Annotated in this window: 14 protein-coding genes, 1 tRNA gene and 1 pseudogene; 15 read left to right on the top strand and 1 reads right to left on the bottom strand. The window is 70.5% G+C overall.

The window, feature by feature from the left end:
- Positions 1-81 precede the first annotated feature (81 nt).
- Complete coding sequence (locus tag AB0G63_RS23425; protein ID WP_360753618.1) at positions 82-1,434, top strand: site-specific integrase; 1,353 nt, start codon at positions 82-84, stop codon at positions 1,432-1,434.
- 598 nt (positions 1,435-2,032) lie between these two features.
- Here the strand turns inward: AB0G63_RS23425 and AB0G63_RS23430 are convergent.
- Positions 2,033-2,104 (bottom strand) — tRNA-Arg (locus tag AB0G63_RS23430).
- Between the two features lie 61 nt (positions 2,105-2,165).
- On the opposite strand from AB0G63_RS23430, the gene AB0G63_RS23435 reads away from it, so the two are divergent.
- The 14 genes and pseudogenes from AB0G63_RS23435 to AB0G63_RS23500 all read left to right on the top strand — a co-directional run bounded on the left by AB0G63_RS23435 (position 2,166) and on the right by AB0G63_RS23500 (position 17,418).
- Complete coding sequence (locus AB0G63_RS23435) at positions 2,166-2,747, top strand: response regulator (RefSeq protein WP_360753462.1); 582 nt, start codon at positions 2,166-2,168, stop codon at positions 2,745-2,747.
- A 146-nt stretch (positions 2,748-2,893) separates the two neighbouring features.
- Positions 2,894-3,868 carry an ArgS-related anticodon-binding protein NrtL gene (gene nrtL / locus AB0G63_RS23440; RefSeq protein WP_360753464.1) on the top strand — a complete coding sequence of 325 codons (975 nt, stop codon included), beginning with the start codon at positions 2,894-2,896 and terminating at the stop codon, positions 3,866-3,868.
- Positions 3,869-3,886: 18 nt separating this feature from the next.
- Positions 3,887-5,278 carry a diaminopimelate decarboxylase gene (gene lysA / locus AB0G63_RS23445; protein WP_360753466.1) on the top strand — a complete coding sequence of 464 codons (1,392 nt, stop codon included), beginning with the start codon at positions 3,887-3,889 and terminating at the stop codon, positions 5,276-5,278.
- A gap of 229 nt (positions 5,279-5,507) precedes the next feature.
- Positions 5,508-6,797, top strand: coding sequence for a homoserine dehydrogenase (locus AB0G63_RS23450; RefSeq protein WP_360753621.1), 1,290 nt, complete (start codon positions 5,508-5,510; stop codon positions 6,795-6,797).
- Positions 6,798-6,803: 6 nt separating this feature from the next.
- Positions 6,804-7,862 (top strand): threonine synthase, encoded by a 1,059-nt coding sequence (gene thrC / locus AB0G63_RS23455; RefSeq protein WP_360753469.1) that lies wholly within the window; start codon positions 6,804-6,806, stop codon positions 7,860-7,862.
- Between the two features lie 323 nt (positions 7,863-8,185).
- Entirely contained in the window at positions 8,186-9,103 is a 918-nt protein-coding gene (gene thrB / locus AB0G63_RS23460; protein ID WP_360753471.1) for a homoserine kinase, read from the top strand.
- 408 nt (positions 9,104-9,511) lie between these two features.
- The gene (gene rho / locus AB0G63_RS23465) at positions 9,512-11,527 is read left to right on the top strand and encodes a transcription termination factor Rho (protein ID WP_360753473.1); all 2,016 of its coding nucleotides are present in this window, start codon (positions 9,512-9,514) and stop codon (positions 11,525-11,527) included.
- A 102-nt stretch (positions 11,528-11,629) separates the two neighbouring features.
- Positions 11,630-12,082 (top strand): annotated as a pseudogene (locus AB0G63_RS23470) (VCBS repeat-containing protein); the annotation flags it as partial.
- A gap of 261 nt (positions 12,083-12,343) precedes the next feature.
- A complete protein-coding gene (locus AB0G63_RS23475) occupies positions 12,344-13,483 on the top strand; it encodes an LCP family protein (RefSeq protein WP_360753475.1) in 1,140 nt (379 codons plus the stop codon).
- Positions 13,484-13,661: 178 nt separating this feature from the next.
- A complete protein-coding gene (gene rpmE, locus AB0G63_RS23480) occupies positions 13,662-13,883 on the top strand; it encodes a 50S ribosomal protein L31 (protein ID WP_030740744.1) in 222 nt (73 codons plus the stop codon).
- Between the two features lie 106 nt (positions 13,884-13,989).
- Positions 13,990-15,057, top strand: a complete 1,068-nt coding sequence (prfA, locus tag AB0G63_RS23485) for a peptide chain release factor 1 (protein WP_324786200.1) — start codon at positions 13,990-13,992, stop codon at positions 15,055-15,057.
- A gap of 129 nt (positions 15,058-15,186) precedes the next feature.
- The gene (prmC, locus tag AB0G63_RS23490) at positions 15,187-16,032 is read left to right on the top strand and encodes a peptide chain release factor N(5)-glutamine methyltransferase (RefSeq protein WP_324786201.1); all 846 of its coding nucleotides are present in this window, start codon (positions 15,187-15,189) and stop codon (positions 16,030-16,032) included.
- Positions 16,033-16,093: 61 nt separating this feature from the next.
- The gene (locus tag AB0G63_RS23495) at positions 16,094-16,741 is read left to right on the top strand and encodes an L-threonylcarbamoyladenylate synthase (RefSeq protein WP_360753480.1); all 648 of its coding nucleotides are present in this window, start codon (positions 16,094-16,096) and stop codon (positions 16,739-16,741) included.
- Complete coding sequence (locus tag AB0G63_RS23500; RefSeq protein WP_324786204.1) at positions 16,738-17,418, top strand: protein-tyrosine-phosphatase; 681 nt, start codon at positions 16,738-16,740, stop codon at positions 17,416-17,418. The genes AB0G63_RS23495 and AB0G63_RS23500 overlap by 4 nt, the downstream gene beginning before the upstream one ends.
- The last annotated feature ends 102 nt before the right edge of the window (positions 17,419-17,520 follow it).

Here is a 17,520-nt window from a genome sequence, read left to right on the forward strand (position 1 = left end):
AACAGGACCCTAGACAAGTCCCATCGTTGCAGGTCAGGAGCACTCTCCGCTTATTTGATCAAGACCCGGACAGCCCACCTCGTGAAAGCGCGAGGTAAGCGGGACACCAAGACACCCTCGTACGGGGTCCGCTGGTCTGTTGCGGGCAACGTCTTCTCGGAGTCCTTCCGGACCAAGGCGCTTGCCGACCACTACCGCACGAAGCTCATGCGCGCGATGCGTGACGGCGAGGAGTTCGACACGGAATCGGGCCTTCCGGCCTCGATGGAAGAGAAGAAGTCGGCCGTGTCGTGGTACGCCTTCGCTCTCAGGTACCTCGCCATGAAGTGGCCCCATGCCGCCCCCAACACACGGGATGGCACCAACGAAGCCCTCACCAGCGTGACGCTGGAACTCCTCGACGAGCGTGCTGGACGGCCGTCCGACGAGATGATCCGCAGAGCACTGCGCAACTGGGCCTTCGTGTTGCCGCGGCCCGATGACCGGGAAGTCCCGGAGGACGTGCGGAACGTTCTCCACTGGGTGTCCAAGGCGTCCCGGCCGCTCGCCGATCTTGCTGAACCGGCCACGGCTCGCGCGGTCCTCGACTCGCTGAAGCTCAAGCTCGACGGCACGGCGGCAGCGGCGGAGACCGTGCGGCGCAAGCGTCGGACGCTCGTCAACGCCGCAAATTACGCCGTCGACCTGGGGGAGCTGCGGGAGAACCCCATCACGGCTGTCCGCTGGCAGAAGCCGAAGGTGTCCAACCAGGTCGATCCGCGGGTTGTCGCCAACCCGGAGCAAGCACGGAACCTGCTGGCGGCGGTTTCCTACGTGGGCGGGTACCGGCGTGCCCGTGGTCGTCGCCTCGTGGGTCTGTTCGCCGCCATGTACTTCGGCGGTCTCCGGCCGGCGGAAGCGGTCGGCCTCGTCGAGACAGACTTGAACCTTCCCGGGCAAGGCTGGGGCTCGGCGCTGCTCCACCGGACACGTCCGTCCGTCGGCAAGCAGTGGACCGACTCGGGGGAGACCCATGACGACCGCGGGCTGAAGAACCGGCCGACCGAGGACGTCAGGAGGGTGCCCATCCCGCCGCACCTCATCGCCGTGCTCCGTGAGCACCTGGCCACCTTCGGCACGGCGGATGACGGGCGGCTGTTCTTCAGTGAGAAGGGCTCGGTCGTCCCGTCCTCGACCTACTACCGCGTGTGGCAGGAGGCCCGGCTCCTGGCCCTTCCGCCGACCGTTGCAGCCTCGCCGCTCGCGAGTCGGCCGTACGACCTCCGGCACTCGGCGCTGTCGACGTGGCTCAACGCCGGGGTCGACCCGACAGAGGTGGCCGAGCGCGCCGGCAACAGTGTCGAGGTCCTGCTGACTCGCTACGCGAAGTGCCTCGACGGACGGCAGGACGTCGCCAACCGGCGAATCGAGGACCTATTGCGCGAGTACGAGTGAGGCGTCCTGCCCTAACACTGAGGCCCCAGACTCATCGTCTGGGGCCTTGTTCGCTCCCCGCCCTACCTGTGCTGCTGCCTCACTTGTTCGGGCAGTTGCGCTTGTCGTGCCCGTGGTAGTTGCACACGCTGCACTTCCCAGCGTTGTGAGAGACATCGCACGTCCTCTTGTCGTGCCCTGCCTCGCCGCACCAAGAACAAGTGCGGGTCCCGCTCGCGCTCATTTCCCCTCCGCATGGTCTGTGGCTCGTCGCCAACGCACGGAGTGTAACGTCGCAAACCAGCTAGATCGGCGTTTTGTCAGACTGCTGGTGCTCCCGGCTTTCTCCCTTGAGCCGGTTGTTGCGGGTGCACTCATCTGTCATTGCCCGTCGACGGCATGCGGCCCCTTTGGCACCCGCCGGGTAGAGGGCCGCATTCGCCTGCGAGTGCTCGCAGTCTCCAGGGCTCACCTGGGACAACGCTTCAAGATCCCGTCCACGCCTCGTCCACGGACCCCGACATACGCCCGCCCTGGGCCGCACACGCCTGCATATACGCGAAGACCCCGGCCTCAGCGTTTCCGCTGATGACGGGGTCTTTGGGCACCTCATGCTGGGTGCCCCCGGCAGGATTCGAACCTGCGCACACGGCTCCGGAGGCCGTTGCTCTATCCCCTGAGCTACGGGGGCGTGTCTGCTGCGCGGTGTGCGCTTCGACGGGTAGAACACTACCAGCTCCGGTGGGGTGTTCATGAACGGGTTTCGTCGCGTCGCCCGTGCGGTCGCGCATCCCCCGCACGGGGTGGAAGTGGGCAAAACCCGGACGCGGTGGCCGGTCCCGACCTACTCTCGATTTGTGCCAGGCGCCTCGGGCCGGGTGCTTGTTGTGGACGACAACAAGGTCATCCGGCAGCTGATCAGGGTCAACCTCGAGCTGGAAGGGCTTGAGGTCGTGACCGCGGCCGACGGTGCCGAGTGTCTGGAAGTCGTCCATGAGGTGCAGCCCGATGTCGTGACCCTCGACGTCGTCATGCCCCGGCTCGACGGTCTGCGCACCGCCGCCCAGCTGCGTGCCGATCCGCGGACCCGTGATCTGCCTGTCGCCATCGTCAGTGCCTGTACCTCGTACGAGATCGAGAGCGGTCTCGACGTCGGTATCGACGCCTTCCTCGCCAAGCCCTTCGACCCCGTGGAACTCGTTCGTGTCGTCGTCGAGTTGATCGAGAAGGGGCGGCGGGCGGGGGGAGCCGCGGGAGATGGTGACTCCGACGAGGCTCTGGGGCGTGCGCTCGGTCTCGGTGAGGCTGAGCGTGCCGGGCGCGCCGGCGGCTGAATGCTGAGCGGCGAGCCGTCAGCTGGCGGTCGGTCGATCACGGGTCGGCGGACTCGGAAGGGGCGGCGTCACCCCTGTGTGTCCACATGTCGGACCCGTTGATTCCCGGTCGCCCTCCCACCCCCCTCCTCGCCTACCCTGTTCCCGTGACCCCCGGCGAGCTCTCCCGTACCGTGCTGTGCGCGGTACGTCGTGCTGTGGACGCGGGGGAGCTGAGCGTGGCCGTGCCTGCACGTGCCGTTGTCGGGGCGCCCGGGCCTGGTGGGCGGGGGGACTACGCCACCAACATCGCCCTGCAGCTCGCTCGCCCGGCCAGCCAGCCGCCACTTCGGGTCGCCGAGATCCTGCGGCCCTATCTCGCGGACACAGACGGTGTCGCCGATGTCGTTGTCACCGGGCCCGGGTTTCTCAATCTGTGCCTGCGGCGGAGCGCCTCCGCGGGGCTCGTCGAGGAGATTCTGCGGCTTGGGGAGGGGTACGGGCACTCCGACGCCCTCGGCGGGGACGTCGTCGAGCTGCGCATTCCTCGTGAGGTGCGGGCCGCCGTCGTCGCCGATGCGGTCGGGCGGATCGTCGGTTCGCAGGGGGGACGCCTGAAGGTCGTCGAGGTCGGGGCCGGTGAGCCTGTCGATCTCCGGCCCGTTCCGGCGTCCGAGGATCCCGCTCGGCTCGGGGCCGACGCCGCGCGCTGGGCCCTGCTTCATCCCGCCGTCCATGACCGGCCCCGGATCACCGCCGATCTGCTCGTCCAGCGTGAGAGCAATCCCCTCTTTCGGGTGCGGTATGCCCACGCCCGCACCCGTGCCCTCACCCGCAACGCCGCCGACCTCGGCTTCCGCAGTCAGCCCGGCCCCCTCCCCGGTGTCGAAGTCCCCGCCCCCCTCGCCGACCACCCCCGCGTCCTCCTGGCCGCCGCGTCCCACCGCGCCCCCGATCGCCTCGCCCGGCACCTGGTCACCGTCGCCGACGCCGTGCTCGCGTTTCTGCCCGCCGTGCTGCCGCGTGGGGCGGAGAAACCCTCGGCCGCCCACCGTGCCCGGCTCGCGCTCGCCGAAGCCGCCGGGACGGTGCTGGCCGGCGGCCTGTCCCTGCTCGGCATCGACGCACCCGAACACCTCTGAGAAAGCCCACGAAGAGACATGAGCCGTTCCGCACACCCCGCCGGGCCCCGTCACGCCGATGTCCTCCCCGAGGGGCACTACTCCGCGCCGCCCGCCGACCTGAACACCCTCGACGCGAAGGTGTGGGCGCAGACCGTCGCCCGGGACGCACAGGGTGTCGTCACCGTCGGCGGGATCGACGTCAAGACGCTCGCCGAGGAGTTCGGCACGCCCGCCTACGTCCTCGACGAGGCGGATTTCCGGGCGCGGGCGCGCGCCTGGCGTACCGCGTTCGGGCAGGATGCCGACGTCTTCTACGCCGGCAAGGCGTTCCTCTCGCGCGCCGTCGTGCGCTGGCTGCACGAGGAGGGGCTGAACCTCGACGTCTGCTCCGGCGGGGAGCTGGCCACCGCGCTGTCCGCCGGGATGCCCGCCGACCGGATCGCCTTCCACGGCAACAACAAGTCGACGGCGGAGATCACCCGGGCCGTCGCGGCGGGCGTGGGGCGGATCGTGCTCGACTCCTTCCAGGAGATCGTGCGGGTGGCGCACATCGCGCGGGAGCTGGGCAAGCGGCAGCGCGTGCAGATCCGGATCACCGTCGGCGTCGAGGCGCACACGCACGAGTTCATCGCCACCGCCCACGAGGACCAGAAGTTCGGCATCCCGCTCGCCGGGGGTCAGGCGGCCGAGGCCGTGCGGCGGGCGCTGCAGCTCGACGGGCTCGAACTGATCGGCATCCACTCGCACATCGGGTCGCAGATCTTCGACATGTCCGGGTTCGAGGTGGCCGCGCACCGGGTGGTCGGGCTGCTGAAGGACATCCGGGACGAGCACGGGGTCGAGCTGCCGGAGATCGACCTCGGTGGCGGGCTCGGGATCGCGTACACCAGCGACGACGACCCGCGCGAGCCGCACGAGATCGCCAAGGCGCTGACGGAGATCGTCGGGCGGGAGTGCGAGGCGGCGAAGCTGCGTACGCCGCGGATCTCCGTCGAGCCCGGGCGCGCCATCGTCGGGCCGACCGCCTTCACGCTCTACGAGGTCGGGACCATCAAGCCCCTCGACGGGCTGCGGACGTACGTGTCCGTCGACGGCGGGATGTCGGACAACATCCGCACCGCGCTGTACGACGCCGAGTACAGCGTCGCCCTGGTCTCCCGCACCTCCGACGCCGAGCCGATGCTCGCCCGCGTCGTCGGCAAGCACTGCGAGAGCGGGGACATCGTGGTCCGGGACGCGTTCCTGCCGGCCGACATCGCACCTGGTGACCTGATCGCCGTGCCGGCGACGGGGGCGTACTGCCGGTCCATGGCCAGCAACTACAACCACGTGCTGCGTCCGCCCGTCGTCGCGGTGAAGGACGGGGAGGCGCGGGTGATCGTGCGGCGCGAGACGGAAGAGGATCTGCTGCGTCTCGACGTCGGGTGAGCCCACAGACCCACAGACCCACGGACCCACGGACCCACGGACCCACAGACCCGCAGACCCGGTGGCGGAGGGCGGTAGCGGGCTCCGGGAAGATCTCCGGGAAGATCTTCGTCTTCCGCCCCCGTACAAATGAAATAGATGTCTCAGAATCCGGACCAAGGGCAGAAAATCCGGTCCGGTGAGTGAGACTGGTCGAACCGTAGACGGTATGAGGAAACGAGGTCGGATGATGCGTACGCGTCCGCTGAAGGTGGCGCTGCTGGGCTGTGGGGTCGTCGGCTCAGAGGTGGCGCGCATCATGACGACGCACGCCGAAGACCTCGCCGCCCGCATCGGCGCCCCGGTGGAACTGGCCGGTGTCGCGGTGCGCCGGCCCGGCAAGGTCCGCGCCGGCATCGACCCCTCCCTCGTCACCACCGACGCCACCGCGCTGGTCAAACGCGGCGACCTCGACGTCGTCGTCGAGGTCATCGGGGGGATCGAGCCCGCCCGCACGCTGATCACCACCGCGTTCGAGCACGGCGCCTCCGTGGTCTCCGCCAACAAGGCCCTGCTGGCCCAGGACGGGGCCGCGCTGCACGCCGCCGCCGAGGAGCACGGCCGGGACCTGTACTACGAAGCCGCCGTCGCCGGCGCCATCCCGCTGATCCGCCCGCTGCGCGAGTCCCTGGCCGGCGACAAGGTCAACCGGGTGCTCGGCATCGTCAACGGCACGACCAACTTCATCCTCGACAAGATGGACTCCACCGGCGCCGGCTACCAGGAGGCCCTCGACGAGGCCACCGCCCTCGGGTACGCGGAGGCCGACCCGACCGCCGACGTGGAGGGCTACGACGCCGCCGCCAAGGCCGCGATCCTCGCCGGGATCGCCTTCCACTCCCGGGTGCGCCTGGACGACGTCTACCGCGAGGGCATGACCGAGGTCACCTCCGCCGACTTCCGCTCGGCCAGGGAGATGGGCTGCACCATCAAGCTGCTCGCCATCTGCGAGCGGGCCGGGGACGGCCAGTCGGTCACCGCGCGCGTGCATCCGGCCATGATTCCGCTCACGCACCCGCTGGCCTCCGTGCGCGGCGCCTACAACGCCGTGTTCGTGGAGTCCGACGCCTCCGGGCAGTTGATGTTCTACGGCCCCGGCGCGGGCGGCGCCCCGACCGCCTCCGCGGTCCTCGGCGACCTGGTGGCCGTGTGCCGCAACCGGCTCAGCGGCTCGACCGGGCCCGGCGAGTCGGCGTACGCCGCGCTGCCGGTGTCGGGCATGGGTGAGGTGGTCACGCGCTACCACATCAGTCTCGACGTGGCCGACAAACCGGGCGTTCTCGCCCAAGTGGCCACCGTGTTCGCCGAGCACGGTGTCTCGATCGATACGGTTCGGCAGCAGGGCAAGGACGGCGAGGCCTCTCTCGTCGTCGTCACCCACCGGGCCTCCGACGCCGCCCTCAGCGGTACCGTCGAGGCGCTGCGCAAGCTCGACACCGTGCGGGGTGTCGCCAGCATCATGCGGGTTGAAGGAGAGTAACCAGCAATGACCCACCAGTGGCGCGGAATCATCGAGGAGTACCGGGACCGGCTTCCGGTGTCCGACACCACGCCGGTCGTGACGCTCCGTGAGGGCGGCACGCCCCTCGTGCCCGCGCAGGTGCTCTCCGAGCGCACGGGCTGCGAGGTCCACCTCAAGGTGGAGGGCGCCAACCCCACCGGGTCCTTCAAGGACCGCGGCATGACGATGGCCATCTCCAAGGCCAAGGAGGAAGGCGCCAAGGCCGTCATCTGCGCCTCCACCGGCAACACCTCGGCGAGCGCCGCCGCCTACGCCGTGCGCGCACGGATGGTCTCGGCCGTCCTCGTGCCGCGGGGCAAGATCGCGCTCGGCAAGATGGGGCAGGCGCTGGTGCACGGCGCCAAGATCCTCCAGGTCGACGGCAACTTCGACGACTGCCTCACCCTGGCCCGCGCCCTGAGCGACAACTACCCCGTTGCACTGGTGAATTCGGTCAACCCGGTGCGCATCGAGGGCCAGAAGACGGCGGCCTTCGAGATCGTCGACATGCTGGGCGACGCCCCCGACATCCACGTCCTGCCGGTCGGCAACGCGGGCAACATCACCGCGTACTGGAAGGGGTACAAGGAGTACGCCGCCGACGGCGTGGCCGCCAGGACCCCCCGCATGTGGGGCTACCAGGCGTCCGGTTCCGCGCCGATCGTGCGCGGCGAGGTGGTCAAGGACCCGTCGACCATCGCCACCGCCATCCGCATCGGCAACCCGGCGTCCTGGCAGTACGCGCTGGCGGCGCGGGACGAGTCGGGCGGCCTCATCGACGAGGTGACGGACCGTGAGATCCTGCGCGCCTACCGGCTGTTGGCCGCGCAGGAGGGCGTCTTCGTCGAGCCGGCGTCCGCCGCGTCCGTGGCCGGCCTGCTGAAGGCCGCCGAGCAGGGCAAGGTCGACCCGGGCCAGCGGATCGTCTGCACCGTCACCGGCAACGGTCTGAAGGACCCCGACTGGGCGGTCGCCGGCGCGCCGCAGCCGGTCACCGTCCCCGTCGACGCGGTGACGGCGGCCGAGCGCCTCGGCCTCGCATAAGCGTCCTCGCATACGCGTAAGGGCCCTCGCACAAGCGTCTGCGCGCGAGGGCCCTCGCACAGGGCCCTCGCAAAAGGGCCCTGACACCAGGGTCCGGGCGCAAACAGCACGCGGGTGCACAGGGGGCTTGCGACACGCATCGTGCGCCTCCTGTGCGCCCTATGTCGTCACAGAACCTTCCTTCGATAGGCTGTACCGAACCCGCCCGCTGCATATGCCCGCGCATATGGACGGCGCCGCGCCGTCCGTACGGCCCGAGGGTTCCCTTCCGTACGCATCGAATGTCTTCGACAGTCACGCAGCTCAAGGAGAGTCAACGAGCGATGGCCGGTCCCGCCTTCCGCGCCGCCGCCGTCCGGGTGCGCGTCCCCGCCACCAGCGCCAACCTGGGCCCGGGCTTCGACGCCTTCGGCCTCTCGCTGGGGCTCTACGACGACGTCGTCGTCCGGGTGGCCGACTCCGGGCTGCACATCGACATCGCGGGCGAGGGCAGCGAGACGCTGCCGCGCGACGAGAGCCACCTCCTCGTACGCTCCCTGCGCACCGCCTTCGACCTGCTGGGCGGGCAGCCGCGCGGGCTGGAGATCGTCTGCGCCAACCGCATCCCGCACGGCCGCGGCCTGGGCTCCTCCTCGGCCGCCATCTGCGCCGGCATCGTCGCGGCGCGCGCCGTGACCATAGGCGGCGAGTCCAGGCTCGACGACGCGGCGCTGCTGGAGCTCGCCACCGAGATCGAGGGTCACCCGGACAACGTGGCGGCCTGTCTGCTCGGCGGCTTCACCCTCTCCTGGATGGAGGCCGGCGCCGCCCGTGCGATCAGGATGGAGCCCGCCGATTCCATCGTTCCGGTGGTTTTCGTGCCCGGAAAGCCGGTCCTGACCGAGACCGCGCGCGGGCTGCTGCCGCGCACCGTGCCGCACGTCGACGCCGCCGCCAACGCGGGCCGTGCCGCCCTGCTCGTCGAGGCCCTGACCAGGCGCCCCGAGCTGCTGCTGCCCGCCACCGAGGACCGGCTGCACCAGGAATACCGTGCCCCTGCCATGCCGGAGAGCGCCGCCCTGGTGGAGCGGCTGCGGGCGGACGGCGTTCCGGCGGTCATCTCCGGAGCGGGACCCACCGTGCTGGCGCTCGTCGACGCCGACAACGCCGACAAGGTGGCTCATCTGGCAGGCGAGGGCTGGGCCGCGAACCGGCTCGAGCTCGACGCCCGGGGCGCGTGCGTGCTGCCGCTCGCGCCCTGACACACGGTTGCCGGATTTCGAGAGGGGGAATGTTTGTTGGATCCGGTAGTGTTAACCTCAAGTCTGCACCCGACCCCACCATGGCGAGGTGCCTCGTGTCCCCGTCCGGGACAGACATTCTTCCGGGAGCCTCCCAAGCCGCACTGTGTTCCGTACGACGTACGTGGGCAGTACCTCGTACGCGGGCACTGAGCGACTTGCCGGGCACGCTCCGGAGCAGGTGCGACCAAGCCACGTGACACGGACACTCGGTGCCACGGCTTTGGGAAGCGCCATCACCAGATATTTCCTCCGCCGCTTTGGCGGACCACCGCCCCGGCACGGTCCACACAGCAAGGACCACTGCCGGACAGCACAACCGGTCGCCGAGCCAGACAGGCCGACGTCCGCTCCAGGGAAGGACCCTTCGTGAGCGACACCACCGATCTGATGGGCGCACGTGTCGAGGAGACCGCTGCCGCGCCCGCCACGGACGCCTCCGCGCCTGCCACCGGTGCCGGCTCCCGGCGGCGCCGCGGTACCGGCCTCGAGGGCATGGTGCTGGCCGAGCTGCAGCAGGTCGCCTCCGGCCTCGGAATCAGGGGCACCGCGCGCATGCGCAAGAGCCAGCTGATCGAGGTCATCAAGGAAGCGCAGGCCGGAGGGGGTGCCGCCCAGGCGAAGGCCGAGGCCGCCACCGAGACCAAGCCCAAGCGCCGCGCCACCTCCCGGACCCGTACGGGTGAGGAAGCCGCCGCCCCGGCCAAGGCGGAGAAGGCCGCCGAGGCCCCCGCCGAGCAGGCCGTGGCCCAGCAGCAGATCGAGATCCCCGGCCAGCCGGCCGGTGCCGAGGCCCCCGCGGAGCGCCGTCGCCGCCGCGCCACCGCCGAGGCCGGCGCCCCGGCGGGCGCCGAGACCGTCGCCGCCGAGGCCAAGAGCGAGCCGAAGGCCGAGACCCCGGCCCCGGCGCAGCAGCAGGGCGAGGCCAAGGGCGACGCCGGTGACGGCGCCGAGGGCCGCCGCCGCGACCGCCGTGACCGCGGCCGGGACCGCGGCGAGCGCGGTGACCGCGACCGCGGTGACCGCGGTGACCGCGGTGACCGCGGTGACCGCCGTAAGGGTGACGAGCAGCAGGGCGGGCAGCGCCAGCAGCAGGGCCAGCAGCAGGGCGCCGGCCGTCAGGACAGCCGCCAGCAGCAGGACGACGACGACTTCGAGGGCGGGCGTCGCGGGCGTCGCGGCCGCTACCGGGACCGCCGGGGCCGCCGCGGCCGTGACGAGATCGCCGAGCCGCAGGTCGCCGAGGACGACGTCCTGATCCCGGTCGCGGGCATCCTGGACATCCTCGACAACTACGCGTTCATCCGGACCTCCGGCTACCTGCCCGGCCCGAACGACGTGTACGTCTCCCTCGCCCAGGTCCGCAAGAACGGCCTGCGCAAGGGCGACCACGTCACCGGCGCGGTCCGCCAGCCCAAGGAAGGCGAGCGGCGCGAGAAGTTCAACGCGCTGGTCCGCCTCGACTCCGTCAACGGCATGGCGCCCGAACACGGCCGCGGCCGCCCGGAGTTCAACAAGCTGACCCCGCTCTACCCGCAGGACCGGCTCCGCCTGGAGACCGACCCCGGCGTGCTGACGACCCGGATCATCGACCTCGTGTCGCCGATCGGCAAGGGCCAGCGCGGTCTGATCGTGGCCCCGCCGAAGACCGGCAAGACCATGATCATGCAGGCGGTCGCCAACGCGATCACGCACAACAACCCCGAGTGCCACCTGATGGTCGTCCTCGTCGACGAGCGTCCGGAAGAGGTCACCGACATGCAGCGGTCGGTCAAGGGCGAGGTCATCTCCTCGACCTTCGACCGCCCGGCCGAGGACCACACCACGGTCGCCGAACTCGCCATCGAGCGCGCCAAGCGCCTGGTGGAGCTGGGTCACGACGTGGTCGTGCTGCTCGACTCGATCACCCGTCTGGGCCGTGCGTACAACCTCGCGGCGCCCGCCTCCGGCCGCATCCTGTCCGGTGGTGTCGACTCCACCGCGCTGTACCCGCCGAAGCGCTTCTTCGGTGCGGCCCGCAACATCGAGGACGGCGGTTCGCTGACCATCCTCGCCACCGCCCTGGTGGACACCGGGTCCCGCATGGACGAGGTGATCTTCGAGGAGTTCAAGGGCACCGGCAACATGGAGCTCAAGCTCGACCGGAAGCTCGCCGACAAGCGCATCTTCCCGGCCGTCGACGTCGACGCCTCCGGCACCCGCAAGGAGGAGATCCTGCTCGGCAACGAGGAGCTCGCCGTCGTCTGGAAGCTGCGCCGGGTGCTGCACGCGCTCGACCAGCAGCAGGCGATCGAGCTGCTCCTCGACAAGATGAAGCAGACCAAGTCGAACATCGAGTTCCTGATGCAGATCCAGAAGACGACGCCCACGCCCAACGGCGACTGAGGCACAGCCTTCTCACAGGCCGTCTCCTGTCACACGAGTGACAGGAGACGGCCTTTTTGCGCCGAGAGAAGCGGAGCGCATCGGGCGTCTCGCGATTTCTTGGACGGCATCCAGGGCCTCTTGTACCGGGTCTCCGCCACCGGTGACCGCTACTGGACGCACTACGTCCGCTCGACCAGGGCGTGGGCCACCAAGCAGATCGCCACCGGCTGGAAGACCCGCACCCGCATCGTCACCCCCGGCGACGTCACCGGCGACTACCTGCCCGACGTGCTCTCGGTGGACTCCAGCGGGTACCTGCGGATCTACCCGGGCAAGGGCGACGGCACCTTCGGCTCCCGCGTGAGGGTCGGCTTCCAGCTCGGGCTGGAACCAGTACGACGTCCTGGTCGGCCACGGAGACCTCACCGGCGACGGCAAGTCCGACCTCCTGACCCGCACGTCCGGCGGCACGCTCTACCTGAACCCGGGCACCGGCAAGGCGACCAGTGAGATCTTCGCCACACGGATCTCGGTCGGCTTCGCGGATACCAGCAGTACGACATCTGGGGCTGAGTCCCGAGGGGTGAACGGGGCCAGTCCCCGTCGACTCCCCGTTGACTTCCCGTGGACTCCCATTGACTCCCGTCGACCCTCGTAGACGACGTCACCCACCGCGCCCGGCCTCCCCGAGGCCGGGCACAGTGCGTCGCGCAACCTTTTCCCGGGTTTCCCCGTCTGCCCCAGTGGGGTGACGATGGTGCGGTACGTGTTGTTTCGACCAGGCCTGTCCCAGGCAGCAAGGGGTAACCGACCGGAGGAGACGCGAGGAGAACATTGACCGCCGAGAGCACGCCGGAGTCCGGCATAAAGGGTGAGAGCGCCACGAACGGCCCACGCCGCCGCGCCAGCCGCCGCGCCAGGGGCCGCAAGCCACGCAGCGAGCACCGCAGAGCACTGATCCTGATGGCCTGGACCGCTGTGGGCATCGCCGTGCTCGGCGGCACCGGGGCCGGCTATGTCTACTTCAGGCTCAACGGCAACATCAGAAGCGTCGACATCGACCAGGCCCTGGGCACCGCCCGGCCCCCGAAGGCCGACAACGGCTCGGAGAACATCCTCGTCCTCGGCTCGGACACCCGCTCCGGCCGGAACCGCAAGCTCGGCGGCGGCGCGGACGACGGCAGCGCCCGCTCGGACACCGCGATGGTCGTGCACGTCCACAAGGGCCACCGGAAGGCCGACGTGGTCTCCATCCCGCGCGACACCCTCATCGACCGCCCCGAGTGCACCGACACCAAAGGCGTCACACACGACGCCGCCTCCGGTGTGATGTTCAACTCCGCGTACTCCACCGGGGGCGCCGCCTGCGCGGTGAAGACCGTGGAATCCCTCACCGGCATCCGTATGGACCACTACCTCGAGGTCGACTTCGCCGGCTTCGAGAAGCTGATCGACGAACTCGGCGGCGTCCGGGTCACCACCACCAAGGACATAGCGGACCCCGACAGCCACCTCAGGCTGAAGGCCGGCACCCACACCCTCGACGGCGCGCAGGCCCTCGGCCTGGTCCGCACCCGGCACGGCGTCGGCGACGGCTCCGACCTCGGCCGCATCCAGCTCCAGCAGGCCTTCGTCAAGGCGCTCGTCGACCGGGTCGCGGAACTGGGCGTCTTCACCAGCCCGAAGAAGCTGTACGACCTCGCCGACACCGCCACCAGCGCGCTCACCGCGGACTCCGACCTCGGCTCGGTCGAGAGGCTGATGTCCTTCGCGGGCGGCATGAAGGGCATCAGCTCCCGGAACATGCACATGGTCACCCTGCCGGTGCGCTACGACCCCGCGAACCCCAACCGCGTGATCGTCGAGAAGGCCAAGGCCCAGCAGGTCTGGGACGCCCTGAAGAACGACGGGACGATCCCCGCGAGCGCCACCACGGGCTCGGCCACCGGCGAGGCCGGCGGCGTCGTCAGCTGACGGCGCCCCCACCACCCGGCAACGCGCCCCGGCCGTGAATCGCACGCGGAATAGAACGGCCCGCCCCCCGGTTTTGGGGGATGGCGCCAGTCCTGGCAGACTGGTACGTCGGCTCCGGTTCACGCCTGTCGCATCCCGCGGCGGCGACCCGGCGCCCTCCCGAAACCTAGGAGACACCTTGAAGCGCGACATCCACCCCGCGTACGTCGAGACGCAGGTCAGCTGCACCTGCGGCGCGTCGTTCACCACCCGCAGCACCATCGAGTCCGGCACCATCCGGGCCGAGGTCTGCTCCGAGTGCCACCCGTTCTACACGGGCAAGCAGAAGATCCTCGACACCGGTGGCCGTGTGGCCCGCTTCGAGGCCCGCTTCGGCAAGGCTGCCGGCTCCAAGAAGTAGCGAGCCCCATTCCGCCGGTCCACGGCCGTGCCCCTGCCCAGGGGCGGCCTGGACCGGCGTTTTTGGTCGCCCGCCTTCCCCTTCCGAGCAGTATCAGGAGCCCAAGATGTTCGAGGCCGTCGAGGAACTCATCGGTGAGCACGCCGACCTGGAGAAGAAGCTCGCCGACCCGTCGGTCCACGCCGACCAGGCCAACGCGCGCAAGCTGAACAAGCGCTACGCCGAGCTCACCCCGATCGTCGCCGCGTACCGCTCCTGGAAGCAGACCGGCGACGACATGGAGACCGCGCGCGAGTTCGCCGCGGACGACCCCGACTTCGCGGCCGAGGTCAAGGAGCTGGAGAAGCAGCGCGAGGAGCTGACCGAGAAGCTGCGTCTGCTGCTCGTCCCGCGCGACCCCAGCGACGACAAGGACGTCATCCTCGAGATCAAGGCGGGCGCCGGCGGCGACGAGTCCGCCCTGTTCGCCGGCGACCTGCTGCGCATGTACCTGCGCTACGCCGAGCGGGTCGGCTGGAAGACCGAGATCATCGACGCCACCGAGTCCGAACTGGGCGGCTACAAGGACGTCCAGGTCGCCGTGAAGACCCGCGGCCAGAGCGAGCCCGGCCAGGGCGTGTGGGCCCGCCTGAAGTACGAGGGCGGGGTGCACCGCGTGCAGCGGGTCCCGGCGACCGAGTCCCAGGGCCGTATCCACACCTCCGCGGCCGGTGTCCTGGTCACCCCGGAGGCCGAGGAGGTGGACGTGGAGATCAACCCCAACGACCTCCGCATCGACGTCTACCGCTCCTCCGGCCCGGGCGGGCAGTCCGTCAACACCACCGACTCCGCCGTGCGCATCACGCACATTCCCACCGGAGTCGTCGCCTCCTGCCAGAACGAGAAGAGCCAGCTGCAGAACAAGGAGCAGGCGATGCGTATCCTGCGCTCCAGGCTGCTCGCCGCGGCGCAGGAGGAGGCGGAGAAGGAGGCCGCCGACGCCCGCCGCAGCCAGGTCCGCACCGTCGACCGCTCCGAGAAGATCCGCACCTACAACTTCCCGGAGAACCGCATCTCGGACCACCGCGTCGGCTTCAAGGCGTACAACCTGGACCAGGTCCTGGACGGCGACCTCGACGCGGTGATCCAGGCCTGCGTCGACGCGGACTCGGCGGCGAAGCTCGCGGCCGCATAGCGGCGCACGGGCGCCGGACGCAGGAGACGGCACGAGACGTACGACACGCACGAGACGTACGACACGCACGAGACGCACGAGACGCACGAGACGCACGACGCACGGACGAGTACGACACGGAGGACTTGCGTGAACCTGCTGCTCGCGGAGGTGGCACAGGCCACCCAGCGGCTGGCCGACGCCGGCGTGCCCTCGCCGCGCAACGACGCGGAGGAACTCGCCGCGTTCGTGCACGGCGTGAAGCGGGGCGAGCTGCACTCCGTGAAGGACTCGGACTTCGACGCCCGCTACTGGGAGGTCATCGCCCGGCGTGAACAGCGCGAGCCGCTGCAGCACATCACCGGGCGGGCCTACTTCCGCTACCTCGAACTCCACGTAGGCCCGGGCGTGTTCGTGCCGCGGCCGGAGACGGAGTCGGTGGTCGGCTGGGCGATAGACGCCGTCCGCGCGATGGACGTCGTGGAGCCCTGCATCGTCGACCTGTGCACCGGCTCCGGCGCCATCGCACTCGCCCTCGCCCAGGAGGTCCCGCGCTCCCGCGTGCACGCCGTGGAGCTGTCCGAGGACGCCCTGCGGTGGACCCGCAAGAACATGGAGGGCTCCCGCGTCGACCTGCGCCAGGGCGACGCGCTGACCGCCTTCCACGACCTCGACGGCCAGGTCGACCTGGTCATCTCCAACCCGCCCTACATCCCGCTGACCGAATGGGAGTACGTCGCTCCCGAGGCGCGCGACTACGACCCCGAACTCGCCCTGTTCTCCGGGGAGGACGGCCTGGACCTGATCCGCGGCCTGGAGCGCACCGCGCACCGGCTGCTGCGCCCCGGCGGCGTCGTCGTCGTGGAGCACGCGGACACCCAGGGCGGCCAGGTGCCGTGGATCTTCACCGAGGAACGCGGCTGGGCCGACGCGGCCGACCACCCCGACCTCAACAACCGCCCGCGGTTCGCCACCGCGCGTAAGGCGCTGCCGTGAGCACGCCCGACACTTCGATCCCGCAGTACGTGTACTTCGTGTACGAGGAGGCCCGCTAGATATGGCACGGCGATACGACACCAATGACGCGACCGACCGCACGACCGGTCTGCGTGAGGCCGCGTCCGCCGTCCGCCGTGGCGAGCTCGTGGTGCTGCCCACGGACACGGTGTACGGCATCGGCGCCGACGCGTTCTCCTCGGAGGCGGTGGCGGACCTGCTGGCGGCCAAGGGCCGGGGCCGCAACATGCCCACGCCGGTGCTGATCGGCTCCCCGAACACCCTCCACGGTCTCGTCACCGACTTCTCCGAGCTGGCCTGGGAACTGGTCGACGCCTTCTGGCCGGGCGCCCTCACGCTCGTCGCCAAGCACCAGCCGTCCCTGCAGTGGGACCTCGGCGACACCCGCGGCACCGTCGCCGTACGCATGCCGCTGCACCCGGTCGCCATCGAACTGCTCACCGAGGTCGGCCCGATGGCGGTGTCCTCGGCGAACCTGACCGGCCACCCGGCGCCGGAGAACTGCGACGCGGCCCAGGAGATGCTCGGCGACTCGGTGTCCGTGTACCTGGACGGCGGCCCGACCCCGGGCAACGTCCCGTCCTCGATCGTCGACGTCAGCGGCCGGGTGCCGGTGCTGCTGCGTGCGGGCGCCCTGTCGGCCGACGAGCTGCGGAAGGTCGTACCCGACCTCGAGGTGGCGAATTGACGTCCCCCGACGCGGGGCGTGGCATAGGCAACGGGGAAAGCCCGGCGGAGATCACGACGACGTTCGTGGGGCTTCCGCGCGACAGCTTCCGGATCCTCCACGTCAGCACCGGCAACGTGTGCCGCTCGCCCATCACCGAGCGGCTGACCCGGCATTACGTGAGCCAGCGGCTCGGCATCCTGGGCCGCGCGCTGATCGTGGAGAGCGCCGGTACCTGGGGCCACGAGGGCGCGCCCATGGAGGCCAACGCGGAGCAGGTCCTCGCCGACTTCGGCGCGGACCCCTCCGGCTTCGTCGGCCGGGAACTCCTCGACGAGCACGTGATCATGGCCGATCTGGTGCTGACCGCGACCCGCGACCACCGCGCCCAGGTCATCTCCATGGGCCACTCGGCGGGCCTGCGCACCTTCACGCTGAAGGAGTTCACCCGCCTGGTGAAGGCGATAGACCCGGCCACCCTGCCCCCGCTGGAGGACGGCGTGGTGGCGCGCGCGCGTGCCCTGGTCCGCGCGGCCGCCGCGCTACGCGGGTGGCTCCTGGCCCCGACGGCCGAGGCGGACGAGGTCTACGACCCCTACGGCGCCCCGCTGCCCTTCTTCCGCTCCGTCGGCGACGAGATACACCAGGCCCTGGACCCGGTGGTGACGGCCCTCACGGGAGTCCCGGCCCGCATGTGACCCACACCGCCACGCACGCCGCCGCGCGGCCCCGCCCCCACCCCCCGAACCCCGACACCCCGGCCCCACCCGGTGCCCGAGCCCCCCAGGAACCGGCCTGGT

The organism is Streptomyces sp. NPDC020996 (genome assembly GCF_040641355.1).
GTDB lineage: Bacteria > Actinomycetota > Actinomycetes > Streptomycetales > Streptomycetaceae > Streptomyces.